Origin of the sequence: Xanthocytophaga flava (genome assembly GCF_030068545.1) — a bacterium.
Classification (GTDB): domain Bacteria; phylum Bacteroidota; class Bacteroidia; order Cytophagales; family 172606-1; genus Xanthocytophaga; species Xanthocytophaga flava.
Genome location: NZ_JASJOR010000014.1, coordinates 12,568 through 26,942, shown reverse-complemented (window position 1 = coordinate 26,942; position 14,375 = coordinate 12,568). Strand labels below are relative to the sequence as shown.

The following is a 14,375-nucleotide window of genomic DNA, read 5'->3' as shown; positions in this document are numbered from 1 at the left end:
TATACTATGAAAAAAATATTGATCTATATCTGGATAACTATGACTTTTTATTTCTATAATATAGATGTTAAGGGAGAGATAAACCAAGATCCCAAAACATTCTTAGAACTTATTGATGCAATCCAAGAGCACCATAAACTATCAATTAGCATAGTAAAGCAGTTCTTTAAATTGGATGCCTTTTTTTATGAAGGAGATCCTACCTTTGTTGGAGAATTTGCAATACAAGATAAGAGTAATCTGTACATAGTTTTAATTAAACATTATCAGGGAAACTATGTAAGAGATATAGTTATTACTTTAAGTAAAAATCACCAGCAAATTACTTATAAAAGTATAATGTCGATGTGTAAAAAATGTAGCTCATCAGAATTGTTTGCTGATATAAGTTTTGAAGGTGGAGATGGTGATTGGAGACAAATAAAAATTGAGTATTATATACCAATTTTTCAAAAAGCTAAAATTGTAGAAACGCAACGCGAAATCAAAAAAACAGAGCATTGGTATATAACAGATAAAGGCTTTATTGTAAAAAACACTAAAAAGAAATAAAGTAATATCTGTTTCTTAGATTTATACTTACTAGTTACAAAGCCTCTTACTTATGAGAGGTTTTGTAGTTTAAAGGGTATTTAGAATTGCCAACGAGTCCGAGTCAGAGGTATGGTTTGATAAATTGCAGATTACCCATGTGCAAGCGCCTATTGTTCAGGAGAATCATTATGATCCATGGGGTTTGAATCTGGTAGGCATTGAAACGCAAGGAAATCCGAATGATAAGTTTCAGTTTGTAGGACAAGAAAAAAGTGACGAATTTGGTTTAAATTGGTATTCATTCCGATTCAGAGAATATGATCCTCAACTAGCTCGCTTTATTAGTGTAGATCCATTAGCCGATAAGTTTGTTCATAATTCTGTCTATGCTTATGCGGAAAATAAACCTGTGAATGGCATAGATTTAGAGGGATTGGAATATGTCAATGTCAATGCAATCGGTGGAGTAGGAAGTGATAATTACAGACTATTAAGAAATGGTTATGGTAAAGAACAGGTAGACTATAATGGACAGACCTATTTTAATGTAGGTACACACCTATATCAGGTAACATAATCTGAAAAGAAACTGAAGGTATTGAAAACTCTATAAAAAAGAAGGTTAATAGTATATTTAATAGAATTAAGTTTATCTCCAGGATAGCTTGTTACTAAAGTGACAAGCTATTTTCAGTTTAGTAATTGTTGTTTTTATGCTTACACTACTAACAAACACTCAGATAACTATGGATGAATCAACTTCTCTTCACTAGTAAAACAAATAGTATGAAAAGGAAACATATTTTGATAACATCAGGAATTGCCATTATTGGAATTACCATTACCTGGTTCTTCCTGACAAAGGAAGATGATGATTGTATCTATATTGGCTTAGGATATGGAGAAAATGGAGATCATTTGCAAATAGAGGTAAATGATGAATTATTGCATGAGGAGACATTTGATTTTTCATATATGTCTGATGAAGTTGAAGTAGATAATTTTATGATCTCAAGAGATAATAGGTATATCATGATTGACAAATACTGTTCAGAAGATACAATCATAAAAACGCGTTTTATCTGGAACAAAATGCGTGATACAACAATCTATGTCAATTGAAAAAGGGTCAAAGGGATCAATATTAATACCTTTAAAGGCTTTCTTAATGTTGCTTATGATTATCGAAAAGGGGGGCTTGACTCCTTATTCACAGAAGGATAGGCTATTGAAAAATGTATATTGAATCATTTGTATTTAAAGACAAAAAAGCTACTTCATCGTATCCATCCGAGCAAATACATGTCCTAGCTAGAACGGATACAGTCAAGTGATAGGTCAAGTTACATGCTTATGTTGAAGCTGAAAAGGTCAGTTTCGTCACATAAGTTCTTCTGATACCACTTCTAGTGCTCTGCCCTTTTCAGTTATGGCAATGATTTGGAACTCATGAAATGCATTTCGTTTTACTTTTTCAAATTCAATTTTTGATTTGTCCGGGAGTTCTATGAAACCATTCTCATCAACTTGATCTACAAAGCCTTCGCTTTCATCATCAAAGTCATAGTCATAGTAAGCAGAGAGGATGATTTCAAAACTGTCGTTTTTGTCTTGGTCAAAATACAAATTGTTCACTGGTCTGTTATTAATTTGCTCAAGAGTATATTCATCACAAAACATGGCATTGAAACCGTTTTTACAACCGTCAAAAAGCAGGATTTCCTGTCCATTTGAAATGTCTTGGGCAATGACTAATGCGGGTGCAAACTCTGTCCCAACAATCAGGTTGTTAAACATATCATGTAACTGTCCGTAATACTTGATCTTAAATTTTGAATTTCCCGATTTAGCATTCAGTTTTCTACGCCATTCACACGACAAAACTCTTTTGGCGCCAGCAATGTGTTCGGTGTAATCTTCCAGATAGGTCGGTCCGGGCACTCCATTGTCTGTTGTCAGTATGGAACTTGTCTTGTCTATTTGTAAAAGATCAACCCCTTTCCTATTGAAAATGATTTCTTTTAACATTACTACCAAAGTGAGTAGTTTCAAAAGTATCTGCATACACCAAAGATAATAGATGGAGACACTTTTACCTAGTAGCTTAATTGTATGCATCCGAATTAGATCGTTAAAATGGGTTACTCATGTTTTTTCCATCGGTATGTTGTAAGCGTCCGGCCTAGGCCGTCTTTACTCGAATGCTTACACTTCATCAATAAGAAGTGGCTTTTTTTATCTGATGTCATACTAATTAAAGACTATATTAATTATAACAATCTGGTAAAAAATACTGTCTACATAAGCGGCACATTGCTCCTATCAAATTTAGTGGGGCACTCCCGCTTTTCTACTTCCTTATGAAATAACTGAGCAGATTGAAATCGTATATAAGGTCCATTTTTGCCGGAAGAGGTCACTTATTAATCTAGACCATCTCAGAGCATTTGATTACTCTATTTTCTACAGATTGATTAGTCATTTACAAAAGGATTGATTTGAAAAAAACCTACAGAAGACCTGGTTATCTATATCTTCCAGAATAAGCTGTAACCTATCGATATTTAATGGCTTTGTTAAATACTCTCTTGTGTTAAAACTATATGCTTGATAGGCAATGGTGGTATCTAATCGCTCTGATACAATTGTTACTATAGGCCTGTTTAATGCAATAGTGTCACCGCCTCCATACTCTTTGATTAAATCCCAACCTGTATAAGAGCTTTCACCTGTCTGTATATCTACAAGAATGAGGTTAATGTCACCATCTGTTTTTTCCAGAAAAACTCGTGCTTTAAGAGGATCACTTGTCTGTAACAGTATAGTATATCCCATCTGTGAAACCAACTTACCAAGACTTTCAATGTGATCAGCCGTATCAACTATAATACACGTAGGGGCAGAACTTTTTTCCATAACTATTTCAAAAATTGGTTTTGCCAAAGTTTGTTATGTTATGATTCAGTTCATATACTCTATTTAGATGAATGTTATACTCAGAATTGAGTATAGTATCGGTATATTGAATCTTATCTTATAAGTATTCATACGAGCAACCCGCCTTTTTTCGATCCGACTAGAATAGTAAATTAGCGAAAAAAGAAAATGGCAGTAAAAATAGTTATTTCAGCTAATATTAATCCCGCCCTGATTAGAGTAAGTGAAATATATACATCCAGGACCATCTTTACTTACAATGAGTAAGGTATTATATTTAGGCTAGCTAGTAAACACGGTCTGGACCGGACAGATACACATTGACACTAATTTTTTTATCTAAACTATTTATACACTAGAAGCCATAGCGGAGGTATAGACTTTAGTTCCGAATCTATTATCAAGGAATTGGGCAATTTCAAAAGTATTGATGCCTCTGGGATATTGACAATCAGGATCACACTCATTTTTTTGAAATGAGCCGAGATAGTACTTCACATTGCTTTCTATAATTGCATCCAGTTCCTTCAATAATTGGATAGCTTGTTTAATTTCTCCGTTAATCCGCATCAGACGTAAATCGTCATAAATAAGGAATTCAAGTCTGTTAGAAAGAAGTGCTGCAAATATTGGACTCGCTAAATCTATTTCTTCCTTATAGACTACTTTAAAAGCGAATGTAGTCTTTTGCGAAAGCTTTACAACTAAAGTATGAAGCCAGTCAAAATCATTCGTATTAGGCTCGAAAGAAATGTAGAGTACTGTCTGGTTATTCATTTGTTAAACTTACCATTTTTATGTGTAAGATCTCCTATTTTTAAAGAAGTATCCATCCGAGCGAGGACATGTAGTTGCTTGGATGGATACATTTGAATTTAACTTGATACAGGCGTCAATCACTATATAGACCTGATTGGTAATCTCATACATGGTAATCTCATACAGGTCATTGCGTTTATGGGATGCGTTACTCTCATAGTGTGCTGTTTGACTCTCATAGTCAGCAAGAGCTTCTTTAGCTTGCTGTAGACCTAGAAGTAGTCTTTTTGTATAAGTGGAGTTTATGCTTTGGAGGGCAACTTGTCCTTTATGGATAATGGCAAGCAAAGCTATGGCAAACAAAGCTTTCGCGTCTGCCTTTACAGGCATATTCAATTTGTATAATATCTTTAAGAAGTGCTATGAGAGATACTAGTTTTTCTGCATCCATTTCTACCAATCTGTTTCTACCAATCTGTTTCTACCAATCTGTTTCTACCAATCTGTTTCTACCAATCTGTTTCTACCAATCTGTTTCTACCAATCTGTTTCTACCAATCTGTTTCTACAATTTATTGTAAAACACCTGTCTGAAAATAGACAGGTACTATTCGTATTCCCTAACATATTATTCGCTAACATCTTATTCGCTAACATCTTATTCGCTAACAAATCTGGAAAGGAATGATTCCAGGATCACATAGACGGGATTGGTTATACCCAGTAAGTGCTGTGCAGATGGATTTTTCTGATAGTGTAACATCTTATCATTTATCTGAGATAGATCATATAAAAACCTATCCCGAATAAATCCAGTATCATTTGTTTCAATTAGGATCTGAGCATTTTCAATCACTTCGAACATACATTCCGGAGCTGACTCTCCCATTTCAATACACTCAATTGTATCAAGCAGCTCTCGTATAAAGAGCTTTTTGCTGTGGTTTTTACTATCCAGTAGCATTTTAACTCATTTATTTGACTTAGTTACAGGTAAGAGGCTGAGTGAAGTTGCAATTCAAGGATCTATTTCAAAAATATACTATTTCAAGAATGAAAAAATATGTAGCGTATTACCGGGTGTCCACTCAGAAGCAGGGACAGAGTGGACTCAGCCTGGAGGCACAACGCAGTTATGTCGAAAAATTTGCCAAAGACACTTTCCTGATTGTAAAGGATTTTATCGAAGTAGAATCTGGTAAAAACAATGAACGGCCAAAGCTTAAAGAAGCAATACGCAAAAAGTAAGTCAGCCCCACTGATCATTGCCAAACTGGATCGACTTTCCCGTAATGCCGCCTTTATTCTTACCCTGAGAGATTCCGGGGTTGACTTTATTTGTGCGGATATGCCTGATGCCAATACACTTACCATTGGCATTTTCGCCGTAATGGCCCAGCATGAAAGGGAGATGATTTCTCAACGGACAAAAGCAGCCATGCAGGCAAAGAAGGCAAAAGGATTTAAATTGGGAAAGCCAGAAAACTTTACTGCACAAAGCCGTTTGATGGGAAGTAATGCTAAAAAAGTAATTGCCTCCAAAAATCAAAACAACCGCAGGGCAACCGCTATGATCTTGTATTTGAGAGATTCAGGGATGAAATGGACTCATATTGCCAATCAGCTAAATCAAACAGGATTTACTACCAGCAAAGGAAAAATATTTAGAGCTGAGCAGGTGAAAAGGCTCTATATAAGGAGTGAAATAGATAAAAGATAATTACTTTTTCTTGCCATGGGTCAAACTGCCCATAGGTTGAGTTTACCACAAAATGGCCTGTGCGATTAATTCACCGAATGTTTGTGTTTAAGTAAGTTTTTTTAAGGATAGTACTGGAACAATTTCTACATCTGTGGCCCCTGTTGTTGTCAGCCATTTACAAATCGCATTGGGAGGAGTGTCCTCTACAATTTCAATGATTTTCATAACTGGATTTTCTAGTTTATTCTGATGCTTAAATATTACCTTGTCACCTGATTGCAACTCATCGGAGGCAATTGCCATATCCGGTCGAGCAGAGCAGGTAATCTCTTTTTGAAGAAAAAGTTCGATCTTCAGATGATAGGTATTAGTGAACCAGGCACAATGATACGTATCTTGGGAAAAAACCGGATCTGGAGATATATGTACAATAGTCATTGTTTTACCAGAGAAAATATTTTTGACAATATCTCCTACTTGAGGTTGTATAAGTGCTTGGGCTTCCATTGATCAGCTAGTTAAAAAAGTACAGCAAACTGTCTTGTAAAATTAATAAATTGGAACTTTGTGTAAAAGAAAATCCACTTTATATAGCAATCACTTCTGTGTCGCATCCGCCTCTGTAATCTTTTATCCAATTTCCACTTGTGCTGGTATGTCTTTTCAAAAGGAGTTTCACAAAATAGTATTGAAGAGTATAAGTATCATATTCTTTAGTTCCGGATATGCTTCTACTTTTTTTCTGTGCTATAACACAGTTAGCAGATTCAGGGTTTATAGTTTATAGATAATTTTTAGAGGATTACATGGTTTCTCTAGAGAGGCAAAAGTGTATATTTGAGTATATGTGTGGCTTTTATCAGTAGCTAGATAGCATATCAGTAGCTAGATAGCATACAGGAAGAGGATAACAAATAAAATTTATTTAGTAGGCAATGAAAAATAAGCTGGAAATTCATTTAAGAGCAAAATACTAAATCAAACTGTATAAACTACATATAGTTGCCACATATGCACTTACAAAAAAATCGTTTAAGCAAAATTTACTTAAACGATTTATTAGCACAAGGAACTTGCTGAGTAACAGAAAAACAGGTAGCTATCTACACATGTAAACTTTTTAAGATTGTTTTATTTACTTAAAGATGAATCAAAATTTACTTGTAACATATAGTATGAACGAACAATAGATTCCTGTTGGTGGGCAGGTTTCCAGTTTGGCATAGACTTAATTACGCGTATAGCCTCCTGATCACACCCATGACCGAGCCCTTTGATCATTTGTATAGAAGAAATACTCCCATCCTTCTCAATTAGAAGCTTGGTATATACTTTTCCAGATATATTTTCCTTTTTGGCTTCTTTCGGATAGTGCAGATTAGTGGCTATAAACTGATTGAGCGCTGTGGTACCCCCAGGAAATTGTGCCGACGCATCTACCACTGTATAAATCCGGTTTTCATCTGCTACCGGTGCTTCTACAGATGCAACCTGTCCGGTAGCTGCTTCCAGTTGTTGTGTAACCATTTCCAGAGCCTGCTCATCGGTTAACTGTTCAGCTACATACTCTTTCTTTTCCGAAGCCACAGCACTAGTAGCCAGATTTGTATTTTGCTCGCTGACTGGTTTTTGAGACGTAACAGCCTTCTTTTTTTGTGCCAATGCTGAATTACTGGCAACGGCCAATGTAAGTAAAAGGACAGGGACAAGTATAAATTTTTTCATGATCGAATGCAGCGTAAAATTGAAAATCAGTTGGTTATTAATTAACAGTGAATTGAGCAAATACTGAGTTGTCTGATTTTTTAACGTTTAATTCAAGCACCTATCTAGCAGGGGTGTATCCAGCAAAAATAGATGCTTGAAAAAGGCTAAGTATATCTAGTATTTTTGAGGCGTTACATACCTAGATACGCTCACTAGAAAACAGGTAAGATAGTTCCGACCTGTAGTCACTGTACTGAATGTAAGAATAGAAATTTGTAGATATATTTATCTAATTACTGTGTGACTTGAGGATCATTAGTTGTATTCACAATTTGTATTCACAATTTGTAGAAATTAGTAGGGCTATGTAGAGCTTAAATAGCAGATTTATACTAACAAGAGTCATCATAAAAGTATACTATTTCTACCAGAGCTGGAATATTGTATAGATTCTAAGAGAAAATAAAATGTAGCAAGTGAAAAAAGCGAAAAAGATCATTTCAGTAACAAACATACAAGAAGTTTTTCACTGTATTTAGACTTATTTAGATACATTAAGCATCCATTCAGTTGATAGGCAGCTATAAACTAAAAGAACAGCTTAATTTATAGAATTGTAGTAAGTACAAAAAGTACTATAGTTAACTTCTACGTTTGATAATGATTGAGTAAACTAGTGTTGGTGTAGCAAAATTTACTACCTGTGTCAGTTTTTTAAGTAATTTTACTTATAAATGCTTAATATTAGCCTGGTGTTTACTACAGTGATATCTTTCTCTACTAAAGGTTACAAAGGGTAAAAAGCGAAATCATGTTTGGTCTCAGAGGCACCTTCTCGGTCCTTTTCCAAAACTATCTTATCAGGATTACCTGTACTGAAGATCGAGCAGGAATACTTGCTTACATCTAAGTAGTACTAAAACTAAAAAATCCCGATAAGCGAATATCCTTCGGGATTTTGTTTACTAGGTCTTAGGCCTTCACTCTGTTGCCACTTATTTTGTTGATCAAAAGTAGAACCTTCACTGAAAAGAAAATAAGTAATCTATACAAGTGAATTACTTTGTAAGATTTTATAAAAACGGAAATTCAGACTTTACAGGCCTCCATTAAAATTTTAGTACAAAATTCGATTTTCATAAAGGCAAACAACTGGCTTTTGAGCTTTATCTTATTATCTTCATTTTGATCCCTAATTGCAGATCGAATCATATTTTAGCCATAATTCAAAGTTTGTGGTAAGCCGTAAAACCGAACACCAATGTTCGAAAATGAACACGCGCTATACATTATCTTGTGTTTTGTAGAAGTACAGTGTGTTTTTATAGGTCTGGCATCATCCTTGAATACCCTTCATTATATAACTACTGCCTCTAGTAAAACCTTAATTATAAAGGCACTAAGACCTTATCGCTAGGACGCATATAGCCATAGTATGATATTCCTTTTACAAGTAATAACAAATACAACTTTTCTATAAATAAACCTATAAGTGGTATAATTTAATCTTTATTGAAACTTGGTTTCTGCTATATAGATACAAGACAATGTGTTTTCTGAATCAGGTTTTTACTTTTTTTTCTTTAAAGGTTTATATATAACGTTTATCTTCTAACTGCAATTCTAAACTTCAATGAAAAAACAATCCCTTCTCCTATTGCTAAATCTATTTACAGTTCTATCGTTTATACAAACAGATACCTTTGCACAAAAGGGTAGACTAAACATCGAGGCAGTAGATCGTTTGTTTAGCAAATATGATACACTACAATCATCTTCTGTTAGCATAATGATTGTGGAAAATGGTAAAATATGCTACAACCGCTCCTTTGGCCTGGCTGAAATTGAAACTGGGCGAAAAGCAACTGCAAGTACTAACTACCGCATTGCATCGGTAACCAAACCATTCACTGCAATGGCTATCCTTATGCTCAGAGATGCAGGAAAGTTAAATCTGGAAGATCCCCTGACCAAGTTCTTTCCATCCATTCCTGCCTTTGGCAAACAGGTTACTATACAACAGATGCTTAATCATACTTCAGGGCTAGCAGGCTATGGTGACTTTATCGCCGAAAGCACTATTGAGCCATTACAAGATGAAGATGTACTGCACATGGTCGAAAAGCAAGATAGCACCCGCTTCCAGCCTGGATCTGAATTTTCATATAGCAACACAGCCTACGTCCTACTGGGCCTGATTGTAGAAAAAGTTTCAGGAAAGTCTTTTGCTGATTTTATGAAAGAGCATATTTTCAAACCGTTGCAGATGGATAACTCGACTTTAAACAGCAGAACCGGTGTAATCGCCAATCGTGCCTATGGTTATAATCTGATTGAAGGTACGCTTCTCAGACAGGACCAAAGTCTATACAGTTATCTATTGGGTGATGGAGGGATTTATAGTTCTCTAACCGATTTCTACAAATGGGATCAGGCGCTTTATTCCAATAAGCTTGTAAAAAAATCCACTTTGAAAGAAATGTTTATGGTAAGTTCCCATGAGACGCCTGACATAGGGTATGGGTATGGGTGGTATACCGAAAAGCGGTTTGGCCAGGAGCGGATATCGCATAGTGGAGGTACAACCGGATTTTCCTCCTATTATGTTCGCTATCCATCCAAAAAGTTTTCCATCATCCTATTTGCTAATCAGGATGATGGTTTTGCGGCTGAGCCCTTTGTCAATGCCATAGAACAGATGTACTTTGGCCAGTAAATCGATTTTGTTAATGACCTCCATTAAAACGGATTGTGCAATTTACTTGAATGCTTAATCCAAAATATAGATAAATTAAAAATTCCTGCTTAATTATTTGTAAACAAAGAAGTTGTTACTTTCAAAGTTAAGATTTATACTAAATTTTTAATGGAGGCCTTTACTATATAATTTTCTGCTTCAAAGATAAATGACATGATAGCATAGATTGTTATGTAAGTATAGTTTTAGTAATAGGTTTCATTGTCATTTACTTCGCGGGTCAGTTTGGTAAACCCAATTACTTGCCCCTCTTCATTATGTAATGCCGTAATAAGGATGCTACCCCAAAAAATGGTTCCATCCTTTTTTACACGTCTTCCTATGTGACGGGCACGACCTTCTTTTATGGCTAGCTCGATGAGTTGCTCAGGTAAGCCAGCTTGCCTATCCTGAGGCATATAAAATAGCCTGAAATTCTGGCCGACTATTTCTTCCTCTTTGTAGCCTTTAATCTTCTCTGCTCCTTTATTCCATGTTAAAATAGTCCCATCAGTATCCAGTAAGATGATTGCATAATCGAGTATTTCTGCAATCATTTTCTTGCGCAGCATTTCAAGGCGTTCCGTTTTGTCCATTGATCCCTCCTGATTTACAATAATTGTTCGCTATCTGAATGTATTATACGCAAAGTAGTAGAATTAGCTGCATAAAAAAACAGACTGGAAAACAGGAGATTAGTAGATAAACTATCAAGAAATACTATCTTTTACAGACTTTGTGTTAACTGGGGAATCTTTTGGATAATTGTAGTGTAAACCAGCATAGTTTACTAAGAAACAGGTAAATAAAAAAAGCTATTAGAAAACTAATAGCTTTTCCAGGTAAACTATTGAAAATTTTTATTTCCTATTTTTACAAATTTATTGTTTTACAGATTTGTATAAAATTCAATACTCCTCAATAAATCACAGAGGTGCTTTTTGATTTTTTTGCCAGTAAAATAAATACCTGATAATCAATAGTATTAAAATATAGGCCATTGACTTTCTATCACAGCGTTTAGTTGTTGGTAACAAGGAGAGATTACCTATTTTTTTACTACTCATCCCATTGTTTTCTTACCTATTTTAGAAAATAGACCTATCCTATGTTTAGTCAATGATAAACCTTGACATGGATGATTCCAGAATTACATATACCCGATTGGTTATATCTAGTAACTCATCAGATGTATTGTTCCGATAGTAGGACATTTTCTCTTTTACCTGTGATAGATCACTTAAAAACTTATCTTTTATAAGACCATGACCATGACTGTGGATTACTGTTTGGGCATTTTCAATAATCTCCAACATACATTCAGGATCTGTCTGTCCAAGCTCAATACGCTCAATTTTTGTAAGTAGCTCTTTTATAAAGAGCTTTGTGCTGTGGTTTTTAGTATCCAGTAGCATTTTGACTCATTTACAGGTAAGACCTTTTTACTTTTAAGACCGAGGCTTGTCCAAGCTAAGCAGCACAAAGTGCTACTCCCATTCAAAACTTAGTTACTCCAGAAAAGTGCTCTGTTGCCTGAAAAGCAAATAGCATTCATTTGAGTAACACGAACTGACCTCTTTTCCCGGAGGTAATATTACCTGCAGGTTAAATTTTTGACATAAACTGTAGAGTAGTTGCTTTTGTTTACATTTTTCGCTTTTTTTTCTATACATAAAAGTAAAATCCTTCTTATACACTGCTCATAGCTAACCTACACCTGGTTCACCTATACCTGGTAAGCACTTCTTTGCTGTTATAATTAAACTACATACCTTTAAGAAATAAAGGTAAAAACCACTAAGAATTTAATTTTTTTAGATATAAATACTCATTTTACTAATTAAGGACCGGAATGGAAAAGAGTTTGTTTGTATTGGTAGCAGAAGATGATCTGGATGATGTGGAAGTACTGAGAATAATATTTACACAATACTTTCCCCACTGGCATTATCATTTTGTAGCCAATGGGCAAAGTGCCATCGATTTTTTGAAGGAAAAATATGCACAGGGTCAGCCTGTTTCTTTTATATTGAGTGATATTAACATGCCTGTAAAAGATGGCATGACTACCCTGGCAGAATTACGTGCCACGATGGAATATAAACAATTGCCTTTTGTTGCGCTTTCAACAACTATTTTTCCCCCTATTGTAGACAGGTTCATGCAATTAGGAGGAAACGCTTTTTTTCAGAAGCCCGAATCACTGGATGACTATGTTCAGATCCTTAAGCAAATTCCGGAGAAGATTAATCAACAAAACAATTAGTTTTTCTGTGTAAAATAAGACATGTACAATAATGTGGATTCTATCGGTTAGTACTATAAGATTCCCTATAGTGAACCTGTATAAATCATTTCTCTCAAATCTGTTATGCAGGGTGGTTGATTACTAAATAAAACAATGTTATAACTTACTGAAGAAGAATAGACATCGGTCATATCCATAGACATAACTTCATACTCTTAGACCTACTAGCTTTAGACATAATGACTTTAGACATAATGACTTATGAATACAAAGCTGAAAGCTGCTCTCCAGCAAAGGCTCTCCCAATTGGAACAATCGATTATCAAATCTGGTAGAAGGCTTGCCAACCTCAGATCTGACAGTTTGCAGATTCAGGGTTTGAAGTCTATAGAAAACTTTTTAGAGGATTATATAATTTCTCTGGAAACACAGAAGTCTGCACTCGAGTATGTACTTGACTTTCATCAATATCTGGATAGTAAAGATGAAGATGATTTGTTGATTTTTAGCAAGTAAAAAACAATTATACCTCTATCATACTTAGTAGGTAAATACTTTGTAGGTAAATACTTAGTAGGTAAATACTTAGTAGGTAAATACTTAGTAGGTAAATACTTAGTAGGTAAATACTTAGTAGGTAAATACTTAGTAGGTAAATACTTGGTCAGTAAACTATAAAAAAGCAATAATATTAGTTGTGTCTTTCTGCATATACGCTAATTTAGAGCAGGCTCATGTGACAATCGGATAGAAGAAAACCAAAGGGTTATGACTTGAAAAAGTTATAACCCTTTTTATGTACCCGGCAATTTACTCACAAACCCATATCTTACAAACACATATATACAATCCAAAGACAATCTTATCACATAACTATTTTTGTTACTTCCTGCTTTTTAATCCATGTTAGCGCTTCAGGGTAGTTAGCAAAGAAAATACTATTATAGTGAGTGTTATTAGACTTGCGCACAATATTGTTCATGGCAACTTTATTGAATACGTCTTTAGATGTAACAATAGCGGTAAACTGCAAACTACTTTGTATGTACATCGGTGAGAGCTCATCTTTAGTCCACTGTTGACTTTCCATAGGAAGGACACCCATATTAGTCGTATCACAAACTAAGCGAGTACAGTTTCTTTCTAAAATCAATTGTAGTAGGGCCGTATTGACTTTTTGATATTGAGCATGTGTAATAAACTTAACATCCCAGATTATCAAGGCCATATCAAACGATTCATCATACGTAATTACAGCACTGTCATCTTTAAAGTATTGCATATGTGTAGTATAGTTTAACTATGTAGTATAGTTTAAGTTAGTAGTAAAGAAACTTCATCTGCCGATTTTTTACTCAATGAAATCACTTATTTAATGCCACAGGTAAGAATACTTAGTTTTAAAAATGCGTATTTATACTATTGTGCCCACGCATAAGAGCTTTTATCTTTAGTAAGGTAATTTTTAACTTAAAGACCTGGTGCAATGGATGAGAAAAAATGAAAGAACTCTTGGCTCAAGTCAATGAGTTGGAGCAGATCATACAAACGCAGCAGGAACTCATTTTATATCTGTTACAGGATATAGAAGGTATTAGAGTAGAATTGGATAAGCGGCCTATTATACATAGCGGTAGCGAGTACAACAAGGTATCTTTATAAATGAAAAGGCCTCCTATAGAATAGGAGGCTTTTTCGATAATCAATTTTTATTCTCGTTTTATGAACTTTAGATGGTCAAATAAGTGTGC

17 protein-coding genes and 1 pseudogene are annotated in these 14,375 nt (G+C 34.8%); 8 read left to right on the top strand and 10 right to left on the bottom strand.

Going from position 1 to position 14,375, the window contains the following annotated elements; genetic code table 11:
* Positions 1–39: 39 nt before the first annotated feature.
* The 3 genes from QNI15_RS20250 (at position 40) to QNI15_RS20240 (ending at position 1,656) form a co-directional block, all read left to right on the top strand.
* Positions 40–552, top strand: a complete 513-nt coding sequence (locus QNI15_RS20250; RefSeq protein ID WP_314033211.1) for a hypothetical protein — start codon at positions 40–42, stop codon at positions 550–552.
* A gap of 139 nt (positions 553–691) precedes the next feature.
* Positions 692–1,111: an RHS repeat-associated core domain-containing protein gene (locus tag QNI15_RS20245; RefSeq protein WP_314033210.1), complete on the top strand. Its 420-nt coding sequence runs from the start codon at positions 692–694 to the stop codon at positions 1,109–1,111.
* A 209-nt stretch (positions 1,112–1,320) separates the two neighbouring features.
* Complete coding sequence (locus tag QNI15_RS20240; RefSeq protein WP_314033209.1) at positions 1,321–1,656, top strand: hypothetical protein; 336 nt, start codon at positions 1,321–1,323, stop codon at positions 1,654–1,656.
* Between the two features lie 258 nt (positions 1,657–1,914).
* On the opposite strand, the gene QNI15_RS20235 is transcribed toward QNI15_RS20240, so the two are convergent.
* From QNI15_RS20235 to QNI15_RS20215, 5 genes are all read right to left on the bottom strand, one after another.
* Positions 1,915–2,562 (bottom strand): hypothetical protein, encoded by a 648-nt coding sequence (locus QNI15_RS20235; protein WP_314033208.1) that lies wholly within the window; start codon positions 2,560–2,562, stop codon positions 1,915–1,917.
* 450 nt (positions 2,563–3,012) lie between these two features.
* Complete coding sequence (locus tag QNI15_RS20230) at positions 3,013–3,450, bottom strand: hypothetical protein (protein ID WP_314033207.1); 438 nt, start codon at positions 3,448–3,450, stop codon at positions 3,013–3,015.
* A gap of 369 nt (positions 3,451–3,819) precedes the next feature.
* Entirely contained in the window at positions 3,820–4,248 is a 429-nt protein-coding gene (locus QNI15_RS20225; protein WP_314033206.1) for a hypothetical protein, read from the bottom strand.
* An 18-nt stretch (positions 4,249–4,266) separates the two neighbouring features.
* A complete protein-coding gene (locus tag QNI15_RS20220; protein ID WP_314033205.1) occupies positions 4,267–4,620 on the bottom strand; it encodes a hypothetical protein in 354 nt (117 codons plus the stop codon).
* Positions 4,621–4,888: 268 nt separating this feature from the next.
* The gene (locus tag QNI15_RS20215; protein WP_314033204.1) at positions 4,889–5,194 is read right to left on the bottom strand and encodes a hypothetical protein; all 306 of its coding nucleotides are present in this window, start codon (positions 5,192–5,194) and stop codon (positions 4,889–4,891) included.
* 89 nt (positions 5,195–5,283) lie between these two features.
* Between QNI15_RS20215 and QNI15_RS20210 the strand changes: the two are divergent.
* Positions 5,284–5,950 (top strand): annotated as a pseudogene (locus QNI15_RS20210) (recombinase family protein).
* Between the two features lie 87 nt (positions 5,951–6,037).
* Here QNI15_RS20210 and QNI15_RS20205 read toward each other — a convergent pair.
* Together QNI15_RS20205 and QNI15_RS20200 are read right to left on the bottom strand one after the other, a co-directional pair.
* Positions 6,038–6,439, bottom strand: coding sequence for a DUF2158 domain-containing protein (locus QNI15_RS20205; RefSeq protein ID WP_314033203.1), 402 nt, complete (start codon positions 6,437–6,439; stop codon positions 6,038–6,040).
* 624 nt (positions 6,440–7,063) lie between these two features.
* Entirely contained in the window at positions 7,064–7,657 is a 594-nt protein-coding gene (locus tag QNI15_RS20200; RefSeq protein ID WP_314033202.1) for an energy transducer TonB, read from the bottom strand.
* Positions 7,658–9,272: 1,615 nt separating this feature from the next.
* On the opposite strand from QNI15_RS20200, the gene QNI15_RS20195 reads away from it, so the two are divergent.
* Positions 9,273–10,355 (top strand): serine hydrolase domain-containing protein, encoded by a 1,083-nt coding sequence (locus QNI15_RS20195; RefSeq protein WP_314033201.1) that lies wholly within the window; start codon positions 9,273–9,275, stop codon positions 10,353–10,355.
* A 227-nt stretch (positions 10,356–10,582) separates the two neighbouring features.
* Here the strand turns inward: QNI15_RS20195 and QNI15_RS20190 are convergent, their stop codons facing one another.
* Together QNI15_RS20190 and QNI15_RS20185 are read right to left on the bottom strand one after the other, a co-directional pair.
* Entirely contained in the window at positions 10,583–10,972 is a 390-nt protein-coding gene (locus QNI15_RS20190; protein WP_314033200.1) for a PAS domain-containing protein, read from the bottom strand.
* A 516-nt stretch (positions 10,973–11,488) separates the two neighbouring features.
* On the bottom strand, positions 11,489–11,791 hold the full coding sequence (locus tag QNI15_RS20185; RefSeq protein ID WP_314033199.1) for a hypothetical protein: 303 nt from the start codon (positions 11,789–11,791) through the stop codon (positions 11,489–11,491).
* 437 nt (positions 11,792–12,228) lie between these two features.
* Between QNI15_RS20185 and QNI15_RS20180 the strand changes: the two genes are divergently transcribed.
* Positions 12,229–12,642, top strand: coding sequence for a response regulator (locus QNI15_RS20180; RefSeq protein WP_314033198.1), 414 nt, complete (start codon positions 12,229–12,231; stop codon positions 12,640–12,642).
* Between the two features lie 243 nt (positions 12,643–12,885).
* Positions 12,886–13,140, top strand: a complete 255-nt coding sequence (locus QNI15_RS20175) for a hypothetical protein (RefSeq protein ID WP_314033197.1) — start codon at positions 12,886–12,888, stop codon at positions 13,138–13,140.
* A gap of 349 nt (positions 13,141–13,489) precedes the next feature.
* Here QNI15_RS20175 and QNI15_RS20170 read toward each other — a convergent pair whose 3' ends face one another.
* The gene (locus tag QNI15_RS20170; protein WP_314033196.1) at positions 13,490–13,906 is read right to left on the bottom strand and encodes a hypothetical protein; all 417 of its coding nucleotides are present in this window, start codon (positions 13,904–13,906) and stop codon (positions 13,490–13,492) included.
* Positions 13,907–14,124: 218 nt separating this feature from the next.
* On the opposite strand from QNI15_RS20170, the gene QNI15_RS20165 reads away from it, so the two are divergent.
* Positions 14,125–14,286, top strand: coding sequence for a hypothetical protein (locus tag QNI15_RS20165; RefSeq protein WP_314033195.1), 162 nt, complete (start codon positions 14,125–14,127; stop codon positions 14,284–14,286).
* Positions 14,287–14,375: the final 89 nt, after the last annotated feature.

Coding starts and splice junctions, on each gene's coding strand:
- QNI15_RS20250 (WP_314033211.1), top strand. CDS start 40: ATGACTTTTTATTTCTATAATATAGATGTTAAGGGAGAGATAAACCAA.
- QNI15_RS20240 (WP_314033209.1), top strand. CDS start 1,321: ATGAAAAGGAAACATATTTTGATAACATCAGGAATTGCCATTATTGGA.
- QNI15_RS20235 (WP_314033208.1), bottom strand. CDS start 2,562: ATGTTAAAAGAAATCATTTTCAATAGGAAAGGGGTTGATCTTTTACAA.
- QNI15_RS20230 (WP_314033207.1), bottom strand. CDS start 3,450: ATGGAAAAAAGTTCTGCCCCTACGTGTATTATAGTTGATACGGCTGAT.
- QNI15_RS20225 (WP_314033206.1), bottom strand. CDS start 4,248: ATGAATAACCAGACAGTACTCTACATTTCTTTCGAGCCTAATACGAAT.
- QNI15_RS20220 (WP_314033205.1), bottom strand. CDS start 4,620: ATGCCTGTAAAGGCAGACGCGAAAGCTTTGTTTGCCATAGCTTTGCTT.
- QNI15_RS20215 (WP_314033204.1), bottom strand. CDS start 5,194: ATGCTACTGGATAGTAAAAACCACAGCAAAAAGCTCTTTATACGAGAG.
- QNI15_RS20205 (WP_314033203.1), bottom strand. CDS start 6,439: ATGGAAGCCCAAGCACTTATACAACCTCAAGTAGGAGATATTGTCAAA.
- QNI15_RS20200 (WP_314033202.1), bottom strand. CDS start 7,657: ATGAAAAAATTTATACTTGTCCCTGTCCTTTTACTTACATTGGCCGTT.
- QNI15_RS20195 (WP_314033201.1), top strand. CDS start 9,273: ATGAAAAAACAATCCCTTCTCCTATTGCTAAATCTATTTACAGTTCTA.
- QNI15_RS20190 (WP_314033200.1), bottom strand. CDS start 10,972: ATGGACAAAACGGAACGCCTTGAAATGCTGCGCAAGAAAATGATTGCA.
- QNI15_RS20185 (WP_314033199.1), bottom strand. CDS start 11,791: ATGCTACTGGATACTAAAAACCACAGCACAAAGCTCTTTATAAAAGAG.
- QNI15_RS20180 (WP_314033198.1), top strand. CDS start 12,229: ATGGAAAAGAGTTTGTTTGTATTGGTAGCAGAAGATGATCTGGATGAT.
- QNI15_RS20175 (WP_314033197.1), top strand. CDS start 12,886: ATGAATACAAAGCTGAAAGCTGCTCTCCAGCAAAGGCTCTCCCAATTG.
- QNI15_RS20170 (WP_314033196.1), bottom strand. CDS start 13,906: ATGCAATACTTTAAAGATGACAGTGCTGTAATTACGTATGATGAATCG.
- QNI15_RS20165 (WP_314033195.1), top strand. CDS start 14,125: ATGAAAGAACTCTTGGCTCAAGTCAATGAGTTGGAGCAGATCATACAA.